The organism is Micromonospora sp. NPDC051543 (assembly GCF_044454415.1).
In the GTDB taxonomy this organism is placed as follows: Bacteria; Actinomycetota; Actinomycetes; order Mycobacteriales; family Micromonosporaceae; genus Micromonospora.
Genome location: NZ_JBITDT010000004.1, coordinates 109356 through 126419, shown reverse-complemented (window position 1 = coordinate 126419; position 17064 = coordinate 109356). Strand labels below are relative to the sequence as shown.

Genomic DNA, 17064 nt, shown 5'->3' with positions numbered 1-17064 from the left:
GTGCGCCGGGTCGGTCGTAGAGTGGGCCCGGTGAGCCCGAAAAGCGACCTTGAGACCCTCATCGAGTCGGTCTGCGCCGACCGTGACCTGGCCTGGGAGTCGACCGGTCCCGGCTCGTACGCGGTGACCCTGCCGGGCACCCACAAGCTCAAGACGGTCTGCAACCTGATCGTCGGCGAGCACGCGCTACGGATCGAGGCGTTCGTGATGCGCCAGCCCGACGAGCGCCGCGAGGAGCTGTGGGCGTGGCTGTTGCAGCGCAACGCCCGGATGTACGGCGTCTCCTTCTCCATCGACGCGGCCGGCGACGTCTACCTGACCGGCCGGGTCAACCCGGCCGGCGTGGACGCCGACGAACTCGATCGGCTGCTCGGCTCGGTGCTCACCTACTCCGACGAGTCCTTCGACACGATGCTGGAGATCGGCTTCGGCAGTTCGATCCGGCGCGAGTACGAGTGGCGCGTCAAGCGCGGCGAGTCGACCGCGAACCTGGCCGCCTTCGCCCACCTCTTCGAGCCCTCCAACCCCGCCCAGCCCTGACCCCACCCCCCGATTCTCCGCGATCTTGCACTTTCGGTGGCGACACAAGGGGCCTAGCCGCTCATAACGACCACCGAAAGTGCAAGATCGGCGCGGTTGGGTTCTCTCCTGCGGGGTATGCCGCGGCGCGCGGTGCGGCAGAGGGACCCCCGCGCGCCGAGGACGGAGTGTCGAGGAGCGGAGCGTCCCATGGCTCAGCGGAACAGCTCAGGTCGCGGCGGGACTGCGACCCGGACCAAACGTCAGGCCGGCAACCAGACTCCGGGTACGCCGGGAGTCTCGGAGTCGGCGATCTCCCAGATGCGGGTGGACGACATCCGTGGGCAACTGCGCAAGCGCGGGGTTTCCGGTATCTCCGCGATGCGCAAGCCCGACCTGGTGAAACAGTTGGTGCGCTCGTTGCGTTCGGATGCCGGTGGCGCGGGTCGGCGCAGCACCGGGCCGGCCGGCCGGGCGTCCGGCAGCAGGGCGTCGGCGGGTCGGGCCGCCGCGACGAAGAAGTCGGCGGCGCGGGCGGTGCCGAGTCGCGCGAAGGCCGCGCCCGCGAACAAGAGCGCCCCGGCGAAGCGAGCCGCCGCGAAGAAGACGTCCGCCGCGAAGAGGGCCACCCCGGCGCGGAAGACGGCGGCTGCGAAGAAGACGACGACCGCGCGGACGTCGACGGCGGCCCGTAAGTCGGCCACCGCGAAGAAGACGACGGCGGCGAAGTCGACGGCGGCCCGCAGGACCTCCGCGACCGCTCGTACCGCGCCGGCTCGCAAGGCGCCCGCGAAGAAGGCGCCGGCCCGACCGGCCGCCAAGCGCGCGGCCCCCGCGAAGCGGGCCACGGTGAAGAGCGCGGCTCCCGCGAAGCGGGCCACGGCGAGCCGGTCGACGGGTACGGCCGCCGGTGGGATCCGGACCGGGCGGGGCAGCGGACGGTCGGTCCGCAGCTCGCAGGTGATCGCGTCGATCGCCGATCGGCCGGAGCGGCCGGGTCGGAGTCTGATCACCGCGAATCACGAGGTGATCCAGCGCTGGGCGCGAGCGCGGGGCGCGAAGCCGGCGACCATCGCGGGTACCGAACGGGAGGGTCGGGCAGGAGTTCTGACCTTCAACATTCCCGGATACCGGGAAAGCAGCCGGATTCGTGAGATCACCTGGGATGAGTGGTTCCACACATTCGATCTGCGCCGGCTCAATCTGATCTACCAGGAGCAGATGCGCGACGGTCGGCAGAGCAACTTCTTCCGAACCGAGTCACCCGATCGTGAGGACGGGTGAGGTGTTTGCGGGAATGCTCGACGGGTACGCGGCTGTTGCCAGAGACCGAGGCCAGAGCTGGGGATACTCGTCAGTTGTGACCGGCGAGACAGCCCATTCGGGTTGAATCCAGAATCCGGCCGAACTAGCTTTATTGGGCCGCGCCACGCTTGGAAACGTTCGGGGGAGCGGCGGATCGATCAGATCCGTGCACCAGGCGAGGTGCGAGGGGACGGGTGGATCAACCGTTGGGGGACGGTGCCCACCTGTTTGGACCGGCGGCGCGAGCGGGCGATGCTTACGGGGGTGAGTGTTGCCCGCCGCCGCCGGCCCCACACCGGCGAGCGCCCACCAATGACCTTCGGGCCATGGTGGGCGCTTTGCCGTCGTACGGTCAGCTTGTCGGGACCCGGTCTGCCGGCTCCCGGTCGGCGGCCCGGCGCAGCGCGTCGACGTGCCGCTCGCGGGGCGGCCCGGCCAGCAGGTGGCCGACGGCGGCCAGGACACCCAGCCCGCCCACGATCAGCCAGTGCCGGTCGCCGAGGTACTGCAGGCTCACCCCGCCCAGCACGGGTGCGACGAAGGCCGCAGCGGGGAACGTCAGGTAGAACACCGACTGGTACCGCGCGCGCAGGTCCGGCGGCGCGAGATCCGCGTTGATCTGCGCGTTGGGCGGGGCGGCGAGCATCGAGCCGACCGTCCAGACCACCGCCGCGCCCAGGTAGACGGCCAGGTGGTCGGCGACCGCGAGCACTCCGAAGCCGACCGCCAGCAGGGCGGTGGAGGCGGCCAGGACGACGGCCTTGCGGCGTCCGTCGATCAGCCGGGGCACGAACAGCTGCCCCACCACGATCAGCGCGCCGCCGAGCGCCACGACCACGCCGTACGCCGATGGGCCGAGGCCGTCCGCGCGCATCGCCAGCGGCATGATCGTCGAGGTCTGCAGGGTGAGGACGGCCAGCACGAAGGTGAGCCCGACGAAGACCAGGAAGATCCGGTCGCTGAGTACGGTGAGCAGTCCCGGCCGGCGGGGCCGGGCGAGGCTCCGTTGGCTGGTCGGCGCGACAGGAGCGGCCCGCCGCAGGGTCTCCGGAACCTTCCAGCCGATGACGGCGGCGGCGGTCAATGTGGCGCCCGCGTCGACCAGGAACAGCGCGGTGAAGCTCGCCTCGGCCACCAGCCCGGCGAGCAGCGAGGCGACCGCCATCCCGAGGTTCAACGCCCAGAACTCCAGGTTGAACGCGCGCGAGCGCCGTTCCGCGGGCACCACGTCGACGATCGCCGCCACGAGCGCCGGGCCGGGCATGGAGTGCGCGACGCCGACCAGCGCGGCGAACGCCGCGATCAGCGGCAGCGGACGGCTGAAGGCCAGCGCCACCATCAGGGTGGCGGTGGCCAGGTGGGCGGCGAGCAGGGTCGACCGGCGACCCCACCGGTCGGCCAGCACGCCACCGAACAGCACGCCGACCGCCCCACCGGCCCCGTACGCCCCGACGACGACGCCGGCCACCGCCGCGCTGGCGCCCCGGGAGTCGGTGAGGTAGAGCGACAGGAAGAGCATGGCGAACGCGCCCGCGCGGTTGATCAGCAGGCCCGCCCAGAGGTACCAGAATGCGCCGGGGAGCCCGCCTGCGGTGTCCTGCCACCAGCGTCGCAGGGCGTGCATGCGACCTCCCGACAGTTCAGTTTGTTAACCGTTCTCCTGAACGGTAGTCGGGCCTGCGCACGGTGGTCGTACCGGACTCAGGCCGTGGCCTCGGCGGGCTGCGGCGAGCGGGTGCCCACCGGCGCCGCGACCTCGGCGGCATGCCGCAGCGCGACGGCCCGCCGCTCCCGGGCGGGGCCGGACGCCAGGTGGGCCACCGCCGTCAGCACGCCGATCGCGGCGCAGCCGAGCCAGAGCGCCGCGTTGCCGACGTGCTCACGCACCAGACCGCCCAGGATCGGCGCGCTCGCACCGGCGATCTGCCAGGAGAGGCCGAACACGCCCTGGTACCGACCGCGCAGTTCGGCCGGGGAGAGCTCGGCGATCAGCGTGGAGTTCGACGGCGAGTTCAGCATCTCGCCGACCGTCCAGATCAACACGGTCAGCCCGTAGAACCAGGCGCTGCCCGCGAACGCGGTCAGCCCGAACCCGACGCCCATCACCACGGCGGCGACAGCGAGCACCTGCGAGCGGTTGCGCCCCCGGATCAAACGGGGCACGAAGAGTTGGCCGACGACGATGAGGAGGCCGTTGAGGGCGATCACCGAGCCGTACGTGGCCGGGCTCAGGCCGGAGTCGCCCATGGCGATCGGCAGCATCGAGATGTGCTGGAGGAACACCAGCGCGGCGAACAGGTTCAGCGTCACGAAGCCGAGAAAGACCCGGTCGGTGAGGATCGTGCGCAGGGCGCCGCGCGGGGCCGTGGTCGCCGCGACGGGAAATCCGCCGTGGCGGGTTTCCGGCACCCGGACGAAGATGATCAGCGCGGTGATCAGCATCGTGCCCGCGTCGACCACGAACAGCAGCAGGTAGTCGGCCTGCGCGGCGAGGCCGGCGAGGATGGCGGCGCAGGCGAAGCCGAGGTTGATGGCCCAGTAGTTGAGCGAGAAGGCGCGCAGCCGGTCCCTCGCCGGCACCACGTCGATCATCATGGCCCCGAACGCCGGGCGAGCGGCCTCGGCGAACATGCCGAGCAGCAGGGCGCCCAGCGCGACCGCCCAGAGGTCCCGGGCCAGCCCCAGGGCGAGCATCATGGTCGCCGCGCCGAGATGCGCGGTGAGCAGCGTCGGCCGGCGGCCCCACCGGTCCGCGAGGGCCCCGCCGGCGGTGGTGCCGACCGCGCCGCCGACGCCCCAGAGACCAAGCACCAGGCCAGCCTGAGACGGCGAGAAGCCACGTTCCTGGGTCAGGTAGATGGCGAGGAACACGAGGACGAACGAGCCGAGCCGGTTGATCAGGGTGCCGGACCACAGGTACCAGAAGGTTCTGGGTAGGCCCCCGGTGGTGTCGCTGAACCAGCTCCGCATCGTCCGCACGTGGTGCCCCCGCTTACAAGTAATGACCGATCTGACTGCCGTGCCTTACGAACCCTAGTGCCGGCCGGAATCGCAGGTCACCCGCTTTTTCACGTGGCGGTCGTCACGACGGGTGCCCGCGTGTCCGCAACCGGGTTGAGGCAGGATGATCCGCATGACTGCGAGCGAGGGGCCCACCGTCGGGACGCTGGTCCTGCTGCGGCACGGCGAGAGTGACTGGAACGCCAAGAACCTCTTCACCGGCTGGGTGGACGTCGACCTGACCGAGAAGGGCGAGGGCGAGGCACGGCGGGGCGGCGAGCTGCTGCGCGAGCACAGCCTGCTGCCGGACGTCGTCCACACCAGCGTGCTGCGCCGGGCGATCCGCACCGCCGAGCTGGCGCTCAACGCCGCCGACCGGCACTGGATCGCCGTACGCCGGTCCTGGCGGCTCAACGAGCGCCACTACGGCGCCCTACAGGGCAAGAACAAGAAGCAGACCCTTGACGAGTACGGCGAGGAGCAGTTCATGCTCTGGCGCCGGTCGTACGACACCCCGCCGCCGCCCATCGCGGACGACGACGAGTGGTCGCAGGTGGGCGATCCGCGGTACGCGCTGCTGCCGACCGAGCTGATGCCGCGTACGGAGTGCCTCAAGGACGTCGTCGAGCGGATGCTTCCGTACTGGTACGACTCGATCGTGCCCGACATCCTGGCCGGCCGTACGGTGCTGGTGGCCGCGCACGGCAACTCGCTGCGCGCCCTCGTGAAGCACCTCGACCAGATCTCCGACGAGGCGATCGCCAAGCTCAACATCCCGACCGGCATCCCGCTGCGCTACGACCTCGACCCGCAGCTGCGCCCGCTCACCCTGGGCGGCACCTACCTCGACCCGACGGCAGCGAAGGAAGCCGCCGCCGCGGTCGCCAACCAGGGCCGCTGAACGTCACGAGGAAGGGGCCCCCGCGCTGGCGGGGGCCCCTTCCTCGTACGCCGGTTCAGTTACCGATCGGGCTGTTCTCCCCGGTGATCAGGTAGATCACGTGCTCGCCGGCGTTCACCGCGTGATCGGCGAAGCGCTCGTAGAAGCGGCCCAGCAGGGTGGCGTCGATCGCGGTCTCCACCCCGTACGGCCAGTCGTCCCCGAGCAGCACCGCGAACAGGCTCTTGTGCAGCTCGTCCATGGCGTCGTCGTCGCGGTCCAACTCGGCGGCGAGGTCGACGTCGGGCTTCGCCAGTACGGAACCGATCTTCGCGGCCATCCGGTCGGCGATGTCGGACATCTCGGTGAAGACCGTCCGCAGCTCGGCCGGCACGGCCGGGGAGGGGTGCCGGCGCAGCGCGGTCTTCGCCACGTGCTCGGCGAGGTCACCCATCCGCTCCAGATCGGCCGCCACGTGCAGCGCGGTGATCATCGCCCGGAGGTCGGAGGCGACCGGCGCCTGTCGGGCGAGCAGGTCACACACCCGCTCCTCGACGTGCCGGTAGAGGTCGTCGATCTCGGCGTCCCGCTCGATGACCGTCTCGGCGGCCTGCCGGTCGGCGGTGAGCAGGGCCCGGGTGGCCTGGCGCATGGCGGCGCGGATGCCCTCGGCCATGTCCACCAGCAGTTGGCTGACGATCTGAAGGTCGGCCCGGAACTCGTCGCGCATCATCACGTCCTGTGGTCGGTCGCCGCCGACGGGTGTCGGCGCAGGGGTTGAGCAGGTGCGACGCCAACGGTAGGGGGCGTTGACGGACCCCGGATGAACCAGGGTGAACGACGCCAGACGTGGGGGTGAACACTTTCGGAAGTGAGGGTGATTCGTCCCGTTCTGTGTGGTAGCCAGGTTAACAATGACCCTACGATCGCCGGGTGGAGTGGGCAGTGGCGGTCGTGGTGGCCGTGGCGTTGGCGGCCGGACTGGTCGTCGGTCTCCTGCTGCCCCGGTTCCTGCCGGCGCGCGGCGGCTCCACGTCGACGGGGAGCGCGAGCTCCCGCTGGAGCAGAGGGAGGCCCGCGATAGCCGACGAGCAGCAGGCCGGGCTCGGCCGTCGGACGATCGACTCGCTCCGGGCCGGTGTCGTGGTACTGGACGACGACGACACCCCTGTCCTGATCAACCCGGCCGCCCGGGCCATGGGGCTCCTGCGCACCGGCAGCACACCGGGTTCGATCGCCGCGCACCCGTTGATCCGTACCCTCGCGGGTCAGGTGCGGCGCACCGGCGTGCGGCGCGAGATCGAGCTGGATCTGCCCCGAGGCCGCGACAGCGCGGGGGAGAACCCGCTGGGCGTGCACCTGCGGGCCATGGGTCTCGGGAACGGCTTCATCGCCGTCGAGGCCGTCGACGTGACCGAGTCGCACCGGCTGACCCGGGTCCGGCGCGACTTCGTGGCGAACGTCAGTCACGAGCTGAAGACCCCGATCGGAGCGCTGCAACTGCTCGCCGAGGCGCTGCTGGACGCCACCGAACCGGCCGACGCCGCGGCGCCCGACCTCTCCGAGGACCTGGTCGCCGCCCGCCGGTTCGCCGAACGGATCCAGCACGAGTCCACCCGGCTGGGCCGGCTGGTGCAGGAGTTGCTGGAGCTGACCCGGCTCCAGGGCGCCGAGCCGCAGCCGCCGCCGGAGCCGGTCGCGCTCGACTGGGTGATCGCCGAGGTGGTCGACCGCACCCGGACCACGGCTGCCGCGCGGGGCGTCGAGGTTACGGTCGACGGCGCGCGTGGCCTCACCGCCTACGGCAGCGACAGCCAACTCGCCACGGCCGTGGCGAACCTGGTCGAGAACGCCATCAACTACTCCGGCGAGGACACCACCGTGCGGGTCACCCTCCGCGGTGACGACGAGCATGTCGAGATCGCGGTCGCCGACCAGGGCATCGGCATCGCCCCGACGGACGTGGACCGGATCTTCGAGCGTTTCTACCGGGCCGACCAGGCCCGCTCACGTGCCACCGGTGGCACCGGGCTCGGGCTGGCGATCGTGAAACACATCGCGAGCAACCATGGCGGTCGGGTGGAGGTGTCGAGCACCCTTGGCGGTGGGTCGACGTTCACCCTCCGGTTGCCCGCCAGCCCACCGGACGACCTCCTGGCGACACTGCCGCCGGCTGGGATCGAGGCCGGTCCGGCCGAGCTACGGCAGGTCTGACAGCAATGGAAAGGAAATCCCCCTTGAGCCGCGTTCTGGTGGTCGAGGACGAGGAGTCGTTCTCCGACGCCCTGTCGTACATGCTCCGTAAGGAGGGCTTCGAGGTGTCGGTCGCCGCGACCGGAACCGACGCCCTCACCGAGTTCGACCGGACCGGCGCCGACATCGTGCTGCTCGACCTGATGTTGCCCGAGATGTCGGGGACCGAGGTGTGCCGGCAGCTTCGGCAGCGCTCGGCCGTGCCGATCATCATGGTCACCGCGCGGGACAGCGAGATCGACAAGGTGGTCGGCCTGGAGATCGGCGCCGACGACTACGTCACCAAGCCGTACTCCCCTCGGGAGTTGGTCGCCCGCATCCGGGCGGTGCTGCGGCGGCAGAGCCCGGAGGTCGCCGAGGCGGGCGCTCCGACGCTGGCCGCCGGCCCGGTGCGGATGGACATCGAGCGGCACGTCGTGACGGTCGAGGGCGGTGCCGTGCAGCTGCCGCTCAAGGAGTTCGAGCTGCTGGAGCTGCTGCTCCGCAACGCGGGCCGGGTGTTGACCCGGGGCCAGCTCATCGACCGGGTGTGGGGCGCCGACTACGTCGGTGACACCAAGACGCTGGACGTGCACGTGAAGCGGCTACGTTCCAAGATCGAGCCGGAGCCGTCCGCGCCGCGCTTCATCGTCACCGTGCGGGGTCTGGGCTACAAGTTCGAGCCGTGATCGGCCGATCCGAAGGGGGTCCGCGCCCGGCGCGGACCCCCTTCGGGCTGTCGGCGTCCGCTCAGCGGACGACCTTGACGTTGAAGATGGCGGTGTCGAGCCCGCCGTAGAGCCGCAGCCAGAGGGGCATCAGCATTTCGACGCCACGGGCGGTGGAGAGGTCACCGAGGTCGATGACGTCGGTGTGCCCGAAGCTGACGAGCAGGTCGGTGACGATCCGCTTCGCCTCCGCGTCGTCGCCCGAGACGAAGACGCTGTGGTCGCCGTCGGCGAGCTGGCGCGGACGCACCATCAGCTCAGCGGTGAGCGTGTTGAGCGACTTGACGACCTTGGCCTGCGGGAACTCCCGCTGGATCCGTTCGGCCAGGGAGTCGGTGTCGTTGACCGTCAGAACGGGCGGGAAACCCGCGCTGAAGTCGAGTGGGTTGGCGATGTCGAGCAGGACCTTGCCGGCCAGGTTCGCCGCGCCGGCCGCGGTGAGTGCCGGCAGGGATCCGGTGCCACTGGTGGCGTTGACGACCAGTTCGGCGTCGGCTGCCGCCACGGCCATGGTCTCCAGGCCGACCTCGGGGTGCTCGGCGGCCCAGGCGGCGTACGCGCCGGCCCGCGTGGCCGCCACGTCCCGGGTGCCGATGGTGACCTGGTGGCCCAGCTCCGCCGTACGGGCCGCGATGGCCTGTCCCACCGAGCCGGTGCCGAGAACTGCGATGCGCATGTCGATCGATCCTCCACTCGGGCGCGGTGGCCTCGCGCCGACTGTCCGTAGGCTAACAGACAGGTCTGTCTACTGCTGTCCCTCGTGGACGGCGGCATCGAACCTGTCCCTCGCCCGTGTCGAGCTGCCCCCGATATGGGGCGGCCGGGATGGGCGACGGGGGTTGGCTGCGGCGGGGGTTGGGCTGCGGTGCGGCGCGGGAGGGTGCCTGTCCCTTGCCTCGTGTCGAGCTGCCCCGGATAGGGGGCGGCGGGGGTTGGGCTGCGGTGCGGCGCGGGAGGGTGCCTGTCCCTCACCTCGTGTCGAGCTGCCCCGGATAGGGGGCGGCGGGGGGTTGAGCTGCGGTGCGGCGCGGGAGGTCGCCTATCGCTCACCCCGTGTCGAGCTGCCCCAAGAATGGGGCAGCGGGGGATCGGGCGCGCTGCGGCCCTCAAGGGCTCAGCCTCGAAGGCTCAGCCCTGATGGCTCAGCCCCATATCTGGGGCAGCTCGACAGGAGTCGAGGACACCGTCAGCCCCTGCGGCGGACCGGCTAGCGGCAGCAGGTCGAGCGGCAGCAGGCCGAGCGGCAGCAGACGGAGCGGCAGCAGGCCGAGCGGCAGCAGACGGAGCTTTCTGTAGACGGAGCTGTCTGTAAAATCGTGCCCGTCACCAGCAACGACGAGGGAGTGCCGATGCCCGCGCACCGCACGCCGGCCGGCTCGGCCCGCGACCGGATCCTGGACACCGCGTTCCGGCTGTTCTACGCGCACGGGCCACGCGGTGTCGGGGTCGACACGGTCATCGCCGAGTCGGGCGTGGCCAAGGCGACGCTCTACAAGCACTTCCCGCGCAAGGACGACCTCGTGCTGGCATACCTGGACCGGGTCGACCAGGCATGGTTCGGCGCGCTACGGGCGGCGGCCCGCGAGGCCGGCGACGAGCCGCGCGACCAGCTCGTCGGGATGTTCGACGCCCTCGTCAGCGCCTGTCGCCGGGACGGTTACCACGGCTGCGCCTTCATCAACACGGCGGCCGAGTCGCCCGCCGGCGGTCCGGTGCACGCCCGGACGGTCGAGCACAAGACCGTCGTCCGGGCGTGGGTGACCGAGCTGGCCCGCAAGGCCGGCGCGGCGGAGCCGGAGATGCTCGCCCGTCAGCTCACTCTGCTGATCGACGGCGGGCTCGCCAGCGGGGTGCTGGACGGCGATCCGGCGATCGCCGAGGCGGCGCGGCAGAGCGCCCGCACCCTCGTCGACGCCGCCCTCGACTGACCCGAGCGGTCGAAACAGGCGCTGGCAGGCCAGGCTAGAGATCGTCGGCGGGGTGGGGGGCGACCAGGCCCTGTCGTACCCGGGCCGCGCACAGCTCGGCCAGCCGCTCGTACGCCGCCGCGCCGATCAGCGCGGTCAGCTCCGGGCCGTACGACAGGTACATCGGCTCGGCCCCGACGTGCGCGTCGGTCGACGAGGTGCACCACCAGTCGAGGTCGTGCCCACCGGCGCCCCACCCCCGCCGGTCGAACTCGGACAGGGTGGACACCAACACCTTGGTGTTGTCCGGACGCTTCACCCAGTCCTGGTCCCGCCGGATGGGGAGCTGCCAGCAGACGTCCGGCTTGTATTCGAGCGGGTGCACACCGTCGCGCAGCGCCTGGGCGTGCAGCGCGCAACCACCCCCGCCGACGAAGTCGGCGTCGTTGAGGAAGACGCACGGCCCGTCGGCGCCCTGGGTGGCGGTGCGGCGAGCGGGGTTCTTGCCGTCGATGGTGTCCTCGTCGGTCCAGTTCTTGAACCCGCGCTGGAAGTGCTGCCAGGTCGACGGGGTGAGCAGCTTGACGGCGCGGCGGACCCGCTTCTCGTCGTCCGAGTCGGTGAAGAACGCCCCGTGCGAGCAGCAGCCGTCGGCGGCCCGGCCGGCGATGATGCCGTGGCAGCCCTGGCCGAAGATGCACGTCCAACGGGAGAGCAGCCAGGTCAGGTCGGCCCGGATCAGGTGGGTCTCGTCCGCCGGGTCGGCGAACTCGATCCACTCCCGGGGAAAGTCCAGCGGCACCTCACGGCTGCGCGGGTCGCCCGGGTCGTCCACCAGCACGCGGAGCTCCATCGTCACCCGGACCAGCGTACGCGTGGTGCCGTCCGCGGGCCGGCGAGCCGCACGAACGTGTTGCACCTAGGGTCTTCACCATGCGACTGGGTGTCCTCGACGTCGGATCCAACACGGTGCACCTGCTGGTGGTCGACGCGCATCACGGCGCGCACCCCTGGCCGGCCCACTCGGAGAAGGTCTTCCTGCGTCTCGCCGAACAGATCGGCCCGGACGGGGCGTTGACCGAGGTGGGCGCGGACGGCCTGGTCAAGGCGGTCGGCATGGCCAGGGCGGCGGCCACCGGGCTGGAGGCCGACGACCTGATCGCGTTCGCCACCTCCGCGGTCCGCGACGCCACCAACGCGGCCGACGTGCTCGCCCGGGTCCGTGACGAGACCGGCGTACGCCTGGAGGTGCTCTCCGGCGCGGACGAGGCACGGATGACGTTCCTGGCGGTGCGGCGCTGGTTCGGCTGGTCGGCGGGGCGTCTGCTGGTGCTCGACATCGGTGGCGGCTCCCTGGAGATCGCCGCCGGAATCGACGAGGACCCGGACGTGGCGGTCTCGCTGCCGCTGGGCGCCGGGCGTCTCACCCGCGAGCAACTGCGGGTCGACCCGGCCAGCACCACGCCGGCGTCCGCCGAGGTCGTCGAAAAGCTACGGGAGTACGTCGACAGCCGGCTGGACAAGGTGGTCGACCAGATCACCGAGGTGGGCTGGGACCGGGTGGCGGCAACCTCGAAGACATTCCGCACCCTGGCGCGACTGGCCGGCGCGGCACCGTCCGGTGCCGGCCTCTGGGTGCACCGCAGGCTGACCCGTGCCGGCCTGCGGCAGATCATCGGCTTCATCCGGCACATGACGCCCGCCCAGGTGATGGAGTTGGAGGGCGTCGGCGCGGGCCGGGCCCACCAACTGCTGGCGGGCGCAGTGGTCGCCGAGGCGGTGATGCGCCGGCTCGACCTGGATGCCATGGACATCTGCCCGTGGGCCCTGCGCGAGGGGGTCATCCTCCGTCGGCTCGATCAACTCGAACCGATGTGACCGCCCCTGGGCCGTCGACGGCTTTGCCGATGCTCGTCCTGATGACCCCGTGACAGCCGGGCTAGGCTGGCTGGTGTGACGTCCCGAGTCCCCGTGCTCCTGTCCAGCTCGTCGGTCTTCCCCGAGCCGACCGCTGCGGCGTTCCAGCTGGCCGCGGCGCTGGGCTACGACGGCGTCGAGGTGATGGTGTGGACCGACGTCGTCAGCCAGGACGCGGGCGCGTTGCGCGGCCTGTCGTCGCACTACGGCGTCCCGGTGCTCTCGGTGCACGCGCCCTGCCTCCTGGTGACGCAGCGGGTGTGGAGCCCGGACCCGTGGCAGCGGTTGCGCAAGGCCGCCGAGCTGGCCGAGACGCTCGGTGCGCCGACGGTGGTGGTGCACCCGCCGTTCACCTGGCAGCGCGACTACGCACGCGGGTTCGCCGAGGGGTTGGCCAGAGTCGAGGAGCGGTTCTCCGGGCTCCGCTTCGCCGTGGAGAACATGTACCCGGTGCGTATGGCGGGCCGGCAGTTCGTCCCGTACGTCCCCGGATGGGATCCCACCGACACCGGCTACCCGTCGTACACCCTGGATCTTTCACACTGCGCGGCCTCGCACAGTGACCCCCTCGCGATGGCCGACCGGATGGGCGCGGGGCTCGCCCACGTGCACCTGGGCGACGGCACCGGCGAGGGCCGCGACGAGCACCTGGTGCCCGGGCGCGGCACCCAGCCCTGCGGGGAGCTGCTCTCCTCGCTGGCCGGTCGGGGTTTCACCGGCGCGGTGGCCGTCGAGGTGGCGACCCGGGGCGCGAAGAGCCGCGCGGTGCGCGAGGCGGACCTGCGGACGTCGCTCGAGTTTGCCCGCGAGCACCTCACCGCGCCGTCACCGGTCGACGTCTGACCGGTGGCCGCCGGTCAGCTGACCGGGGTCAGCGACTCGGCGGTCGAGGTCGGCTGGGGGGCGACCGTCGCCTGCTCGCCGACCGCGGCGCGCTTGCGGGCCCGGTGCGCCGCCACGTGCGAGCGGGTGGCGCAGCGCTCGGAGCAGAACCGCCGGCAGCAGTTGGACGACGTATCCAGGTAGACGTTGCCGCACCGCTCGTCGGCGCAGACCCCGAAGCGGGCGCTGCCGTACTCGCAGAGCCACACCGAGAGCCCCCAGACCGCGCCGGCCAGGTATTCGGCGCTGACCGAGGCGCCCCGGCTGGTCACGTGCATGTGCCAGTCGCTGGAGTCGTGTCCGGAGATGCGCGGCTGGACCGGGAACGCCTCCAACAGCGCGTTCAGCTCGGTCACCGCCTGGGCGTCGCGCCCCGAGGTGCCGTACTCGAAGACGTCGCGCAACCGCTTCTGGGCCCGTCGGAAGATGGCGACGTCCCGGTCGGCGACCTCGTCGCGCATCCAGGAGTTGTCGTCGGGGAACAGGGCCCGCAGGTCGTCGAGGTCGTCCAGGCGGGCGTTGACCAGGTCAACGCCGGTCCGGGCGTACGCGTCGAAGTTCACACCCCAACGGTAGACGACTCACGGGGCGCGCGGCGCGTCGATGTAGTGCGGTAGGAACCGCGCGTAGCCGTCGGTGATCAGACTCGCGCTCTCGCGGACTCCCAACCCGGCCGACTCGCCGTCGACGATCCAGCTACCCAGCACCGTCCGGTTGCCGTCGAACTGCGGCAGCGCCCGGAACTCCTGGTAGCACCAGCCCTCGTCGCCGTAGATCCCCGGGTTGGTGATCTCCTCACCGGCGGTGACGATGCGTACCGAGCCGCCCTCGCGGCCGAGCAGGGGCTTGGCCACGTATTCGGGCATGCCGCGCGGCGAGTCGAGGTACGCCGGCAGCAGGTACTCGTGACCGGGGTACAGCTCCCAGAGGATCGCGAGCAGCGCCTTGTTGGACAGCAGCAGCTTCCAGGCCGGCTCGATCCAGGTGGTCGGGGTGCCCGGGGCCAGCGCCGGCGGCCCGTACGGCTCGGCGAGCATCCACTCCCACGGGTAGAGCTTGAAGCAGGTGGTCACCGGGCGGTCGGCGGCGTCGACGAAGCGCCGGCCGTCCCAGCCGATCTCCTGGATGGGTTGCAGCTCGACGTCCAGGCCGGCCTGCCGGGCGGTCTCGGCGAGGTAGCCGGCGGTCATGTGGTCCTCGCCCGACTCCTCCTCGTTCGACCAGAGCACGTGCACCCGGGGGTCGTGCAGCCCGGCGCCGATCTTGGCCCAGGCGACGACAAGTCGCTCGTGCAGGCTGTTCCACTGGTCCAGGTCGGGGCGGGTCTGCTCCAGCCAGTACCACTGGACGATGCTCGCCTCGACCAGCGCCGTCGGGGTGTCCGCGTTGTACTCCAGCATCTTCGGCGGCCAGGTGCCGTCGTACGCCAGGTCGAATCGCCCGTAGAGGGTGGGTGGCGCCTCGCGCAGGGACCGGGCCACCGCCTCCGCGGCCCACTCCGGGATGCCGAACTCGGCGTACCGGCGCTGGGCCACCACGTACTCGGCGGCGGCCACCGACATCCGGTGCAGCTCCTCGGTGGCCTCCTCCAGCCGCAGCACCTCGTCCAGGTCGAAGGCGTACGCGGCGGTCTCGTCCCAGTACGACATGATCCCGCCGTCGGGCAGCTCGGTGTCGACGTAGACCAGGCCCTGGGCTCGGATGGTGGCGTCCCAGTCGGGCCGGGGCGTCACGGCCTCACGCCGCACGTCAGCCGCCGCAGGAGGCGAGGTGGGTGCCGAACCCGCCGCGCTCGGGCAGGGCGGCGGTCGTCGGCTCGCCGCCGGTCCGCTCCGCGGTGGGGGCGGACACCCGCATCCCCAGCGCGACCGTGCCACCGCCACCGACCGGCCCGAGGGCGCAGTCGTCATCGTCGTCGTCGGAGGTCATGTTGCAGCCGGAGAGGGCGAGCGCGAGAGCGGTGAGCGCGCCGAGCTGCACGGAGGCCGACCGGAGCCGGCGGCGGGGGCTTTGGTTCACGGCATCGTTGTAGCCGATCGACGCCAGCGCCGCAGCCCCAGCCGCCGCCGGGCGGGGCTCCTGGCAGGGGCGATACGCTCGGCTCATGCTCCGTTCCGTCATCCTCGCCGCCTCCCGGTCATCCCAGGTCGAGCGGCTCGTCGCGACCGCCCCGTACACCCGGGACGTCGTCCGCCGGTTCGTCGCCGGCGCCGCCACCGACGACGCGTTGCGCGCGACCCGCGGGCTCGTCGACGACGGGCTGGCCGTCACCCTCGACCACCTGGGCGAGGACACCGTCACCCCCGAGCAGGCCACGGCCACCCGGGACGAGTACCTGAAGCTGCTGTCGATGCTCTCCGGGGCCGGTCTCACGCCGGCCGCCGAGGTGAGCGTGAAGCTCTCCGCGCTCGGCCAGATGTTCGACGAACAGTTGGCGTACGACAACGTGCGGGCGATCTGCGCGGCCGCCGACAAGGCGGGCACCACCGTCACGCTGGACATGGAGGACCACACCACCACCGACTCGACGTTGGAGGTGCTGGCGAAGCTGCGCAAGGACTTCCCGTCGACGGGGGCGGTGCTCCAGGCGTACCTGCGGCGGACCGAGTCGGACTGCCGGGAGCTGTCGTCGGCCGGGTCGCGGGTGCGCCTGTGCAAGGGCGCCTACAAGGAGCCGGAGTCGGTGGCCTACCAGTCGGCCCGCGAGGTGGACAAGTCCTACGTCCGCTGCATGAACATCCTGATGTCCGGCGACGGGTACCCGATGCTGGCGACGCACGACCCGCGGATGATCTCGATCGGCGAGGACCGGGCCCGCTGGTTCGACCGGGGTCCGGAGCGTTTCGAGTTCCAGATGCTCTACGGCATCCGTCCCGAGGAGCAGGCCCGGCTGGCCGGCGAGGGCTACACGGTGCGCACCTATGTCCCGTACGGCGACGAGTGGTACGGCTACCTGATGCGTCGGCTCGCCGAGCGCCCGGCGAACCTGGTCTTCTTCGGCCGTGCCCTGATCTCCAAGAAGTGACCGTCGCTTGACGCGCCCGGCTAGCGGCGTTAGCTTTCAGGCTATGACAGCTAGCCGGGTGTGTGTCGGTGCCTAGGGCCGGGCTCAACCAGCAGGCCGTGGTGCGCGAGGCCGCCCGGCTCGCCGACGAGGTCGGCTACGAACAGCTGACCCTCGCCGCGCTCGCCAGTCGACTCGGCGTCGCGCTGCCCAGCCTCTACAAGCACATCCGCGGGGCCGACGCGCTGAACCAGAAGCTCTCCGCGCTCGCCACCGCCGAACTGGCCACCGAGCTGACCACGGCCGCCGCCGGCCGGGCCGGCGGCGACGCCCTGCGCGCGATGGCCGACGCCTACCGGGCGTACGCCCGCCGGCACCCCGGGCGATACCCGACCACGCAGCGGGTGCCCGACCCGTCCGACCCGGAGCACGTCGAGGCCGGCGAACGCGCGGTGGGCGCCATCTTCGCGGTGCTGCGCGGCTACGGGCTCACCGGCGACGATGCGGTGGACGCGACCCGCGCCCTGCGCAGCGCCCTGCACGGTTTCATCGCCCTGGAGGCCGCCGGCGGCTTCGGTCTGCCCCGCGAGGTCGACCGGTCGTACCACCAGTTGGTCGCCGGGCTGGACACCGCGTTCCGCGCGTGGCCGGCTCGCGGGGCCTGACCCGACCGATCGGGCCGGGTCGGCC

The 17064-nt window shown here is 71.6% G+C and carries 18 protein-coding genes; 10 read left to right on the top strand and 8 right to left on the bottom strand.

Annotation, left to right across the window (positions count from 1 at the left end; genetic code table 11):
• Window positions 1-30 precede the first annotated feature (30 nt).
• Window positions 31-540: a YbjN domain-containing protein gene (locus ACIA3K_RS08435; protein WP_396799909.1), complete on the top strand. Its 510-nt coding sequence runs from the start codon at window positions 31-33 to the stop codon at window positions 538-540.
• Window positions 541-900: 360 nt separating this feature from the next.
• Entirely contained in the window at window positions 901-1803 is a 903-nt protein-coding gene (locus ACIA3K_RS08430) for a hypothetical protein (RefSeq protein WP_396800296.1), read from the top strand.
• 373 nt (window positions 1804-2176) lie between these two features.
• Here the strand turns inward: ACIA3K_RS08430 and ACIA3K_RS08425 are convergent, their stop codons facing one another.
• Together ACIA3K_RS08425 and ACIA3K_RS08420 are read right to left on the bottom strand one after the other, a co-directional pair.
• The gene (locus tag ACIA3K_RS08425) at window positions 2177-3448 is read right to left on the bottom strand and encodes an MDR family MFS transporter (RefSeq protein WP_396799908.1); all 1272 of its coding nucleotides are present in this window, start codon (window positions 3446-3448) and stop codon (window positions 2177-2179) included.
• A 77-nt stretch (window positions 3449-3525) separates the two neighbouring features.
• The gene (locus ACIA3K_RS08420) at window positions 3526-4803 is read right to left on the bottom strand and encodes an MDR family MFS transporter (RefSeq protein WP_396799906.1); all 1278 of its coding nucleotides are present in this window, start codon (window positions 4801-4803) and stop codon (window positions 3526-3528) included.
• Between the two features lie 154 nt (window positions 4804-4957).
• Here ACIA3K_RS08420 and ACIA3K_RS08415 point away from each other — a divergent pair, with 154 nt between their 5' ends.
• A complete protein-coding gene (locus tag ACIA3K_RS08415; RefSeq protein ID WP_396799905.1) occupies window positions 4958-5725 on the top strand; it encodes a phosphoglyceromutase in 768 nt (255 codons plus the stop codon).
• 55 nt (window positions 5726-5780) lie between these two features.
• On the opposite strand, the gene phoU is transcribed toward ACIA3K_RS08415, so the two are convergent.
• Window positions 5781-6434 (bottom strand): phosphate signaling complex protein PhoU, encoded by a 654-nt coding sequence (gene phoU / locus ACIA3K_RS08410; RefSeq protein ID WP_396799904.1) that lies wholly within the window; start codon window positions 6432-6434, stop codon window positions 5781-5783.
• Between the two features lie 203 nt (window positions 6435-6637).
• On the opposite strand from phoU, the gene ACIA3K_RS08405 reads away from it, so the two are divergent.
• Together ACIA3K_RS08405 and ACIA3K_RS08400 are read left to right on the top strand one after the other, a co-directional pair.
• Entirely contained in the window at window positions 6638-7918 is a 1281-nt protein-coding gene (locus tag ACIA3K_RS08405) for a sensor histidine kinase (RefSeq protein ID WP_396799903.1), read from the top strand.
• 23 nt (window positions 7919-7941) lie between these two features.
• A complete protein-coding gene (locus ACIA3K_RS08400; RefSeq protein WP_039906992.1) occupies window positions 7942-8625 on the top strand; it encodes a response regulator transcription factor in 684 nt (227 codons plus the stop codon).
• A gap of 61 nt (window positions 8626-8686) precedes the next feature.
• On the opposite strand, the gene ACIA3K_RS08395 is transcribed toward ACIA3K_RS08400, so the two are convergent.
• Window positions 8687-9340: an NADPH-dependent F420 reductase gene (locus tag ACIA3K_RS08395; protein ID WP_396799902.1), complete on the bottom strand. Its 654-nt coding sequence runs from the start codon at window positions 9338-9340 to the stop codon at window positions 8687-8689.
• 673 nt (window positions 9341-10013) lie between these two features.
• Between ACIA3K_RS08395 and ACIA3K_RS08390 the strand changes: the two genes are divergently transcribed.
• Window positions 10014-10592, top strand: a complete 579-nt coding sequence (locus ACIA3K_RS08390; RefSeq protein ID WP_396799900.1) for a TetR/AcrR family transcriptional regulator — start codon at window positions 10014-10016, stop codon at window positions 10590-10592.
• A gap of 34 nt (window positions 10593-10626) precedes the next feature.
• Here the strand turns inward: ACIA3K_RS08390 and ACIA3K_RS08385 are convergent, their stop codons facing one another.
• Window positions 10627-11424 carry a hypothetical protein gene (locus tag ACIA3K_RS08385; protein WP_396800294.1) on the bottom strand — a complete coding sequence of 266 codons (798 nt, stop codon included), beginning with the start codon at window positions 11422-11424 and terminating at the stop codon, window positions 10627-10629.
• 80 nt (window positions 11425-11504) lie between these two features.
• Here ACIA3K_RS08385 and ACIA3K_RS08380 point away from each other — a divergent pair, with 80 nt between their 5' ends.
• Window positions 11505-12449, top strand: a complete 945-nt coding sequence (locus ACIA3K_RS08380; RefSeq protein WP_396799898.1) for a Ppx/GppA phosphatase family protein — start codon at window positions 11505-11507, stop codon at window positions 12447-12449.
• 75 nt (window positions 12450-12524) lie between these two features.
• Complete coding sequence (locus tag ACIA3K_RS08375; protein WP_396799897.1) at window positions 12525-13331, top strand: sugar phosphate isomerase/epimerase family protein; 807 nt, start codon at window positions 12525-12527, stop codon at window positions 13329-13331.
• Window positions 13332-13345: 14 nt separating this feature from the next.
• Here ACIA3K_RS08375 and ACIA3K_RS08370 read toward each other — a convergent pair whose 3' ends face one another.
• Genes ACIA3K_RS08370 through ACIA3K_RS08360 form a run of 3 tightly spaced genes read right to left on the bottom strand, consistent with a single transcriptional unit; the run spans window position 13346 to window position 15389 of the window.
• Window positions 13346-13933, bottom strand: a complete 588-nt coding sequence (locus ACIA3K_RS08370) for a CGNR zinc finger domain-containing protein (RefSeq protein ID WP_396799895.1) — start codon at window positions 13931-13933, stop codon at window positions 13346-13348.
• 18 nt (window positions 13934-13951) lie between these two features.
• Entirely contained in the window at window positions 13952-15118 is a 1167-nt protein-coding gene (locus ACIA3K_RS08365) for a glutathionylspermidine synthase family protein (RefSeq protein ID WP_396799894.1), read from the bottom strand.
• 1 nt (window position 15119) lies between these two features.
• Window positions 15120-15389 (bottom strand): hypothetical protein, encoded by a 270-nt coding sequence (locus ACIA3K_RS08360; RefSeq protein ID WP_396799893.1) that lies wholly within the window; start codon window positions 15387-15389, stop codon window positions 15120-15122.
• Between the two features lie 85 nt (window positions 15390-15474).
• Here ACIA3K_RS08360 and ACIA3K_RS08355 point away from each other — a divergent pair, with 85 nt between their 5' ends.
• Window positions 15475-16395 carry a proline dehydrogenase family protein gene (locus ACIA3K_RS08355; protein ID WP_355050821.1) on the top strand — a complete coding sequence of 307 codons (921 nt, stop codon included), beginning with the start codon at window positions 15475-15477 and terminating at the stop codon, window positions 16393-16395.
• A gap of 68 nt (window positions 16396-16463) precedes the next feature.
• Window positions 16464-17039, top strand: coding sequence for a TetR/AcrR family transcriptional regulator (locus tag ACIA3K_RS08350; protein ID WP_396799891.1), 576 nt, complete (start codon window positions 16464-16466; stop codon window positions 17037-17039).
• The last annotated feature ends 25 nt before the right edge of the window (window positions 17040-17064 follow it).

Coding starts and splice junctions, on each gene's coding strand:
- ACIA3K_RS08430 (WP_396800296.1), top strand. CDS start 901: ATGCGCAAGCCCGACCTGGTGAAACAGTTGGTGCGCTCGTTGCGTTCG.
- ACIA3K_RS08425 (WP_396799908.1), bottom strand. CDS start 3,448: ATGCACGCCCTGCGACGCTGGTGGCAGGACACCGCAGGCGGGCTCCCC.
- ACIA3K_RS08415 (WP_396799905.1), top strand. CDS start 4,958: ATGACTGCGAGCGAGGGGCCCACCGTCGGGACGCTGGTCCTGCTGCGG.
- phoU (WP_396799904.1), bottom strand. CDS start 6,434: ATGCGCGACGAGTTCCGGGCCGACCTTCAGATCGTCAGCCAACTGCTG.
- ACIA3K_RS08395 (WP_396799902.1), bottom strand. CDS start 9,340: ATGCGCATCGCAGTTCTCGGCACCGGCTCGGTGGGACAGGCCATCGCG.
- ACIA3K_RS08390 (WP_396799900.1), top strand. CDS start 10,014: ATGCCCGCGCACCGCACGCCGGCCGGCTCGGCCCGCGACCGGATCCTG.
- ACIA3K_RS08385 (WP_396800294.1), bottom strand. CDS start 11,424: ATGGAGCTCCGCGTGCTGGTGGACGACCCGGGCGACCCGCGCAGCCGT.
- ACIA3K_RS08380 (WP_396799898.1), top strand. CDS start 11,505: ATGCGACTGGGTGTCCTCGACGTCGGATCCAACACGGTGCACCTGCTG.
- ACIA3K_RS08355 (WP_355050821.1), top strand. CDS start 15,475: ATGCTCCGTTCCGTCATCCTCGCCGCCTCCCGGTCATCCCAGGTCGAG.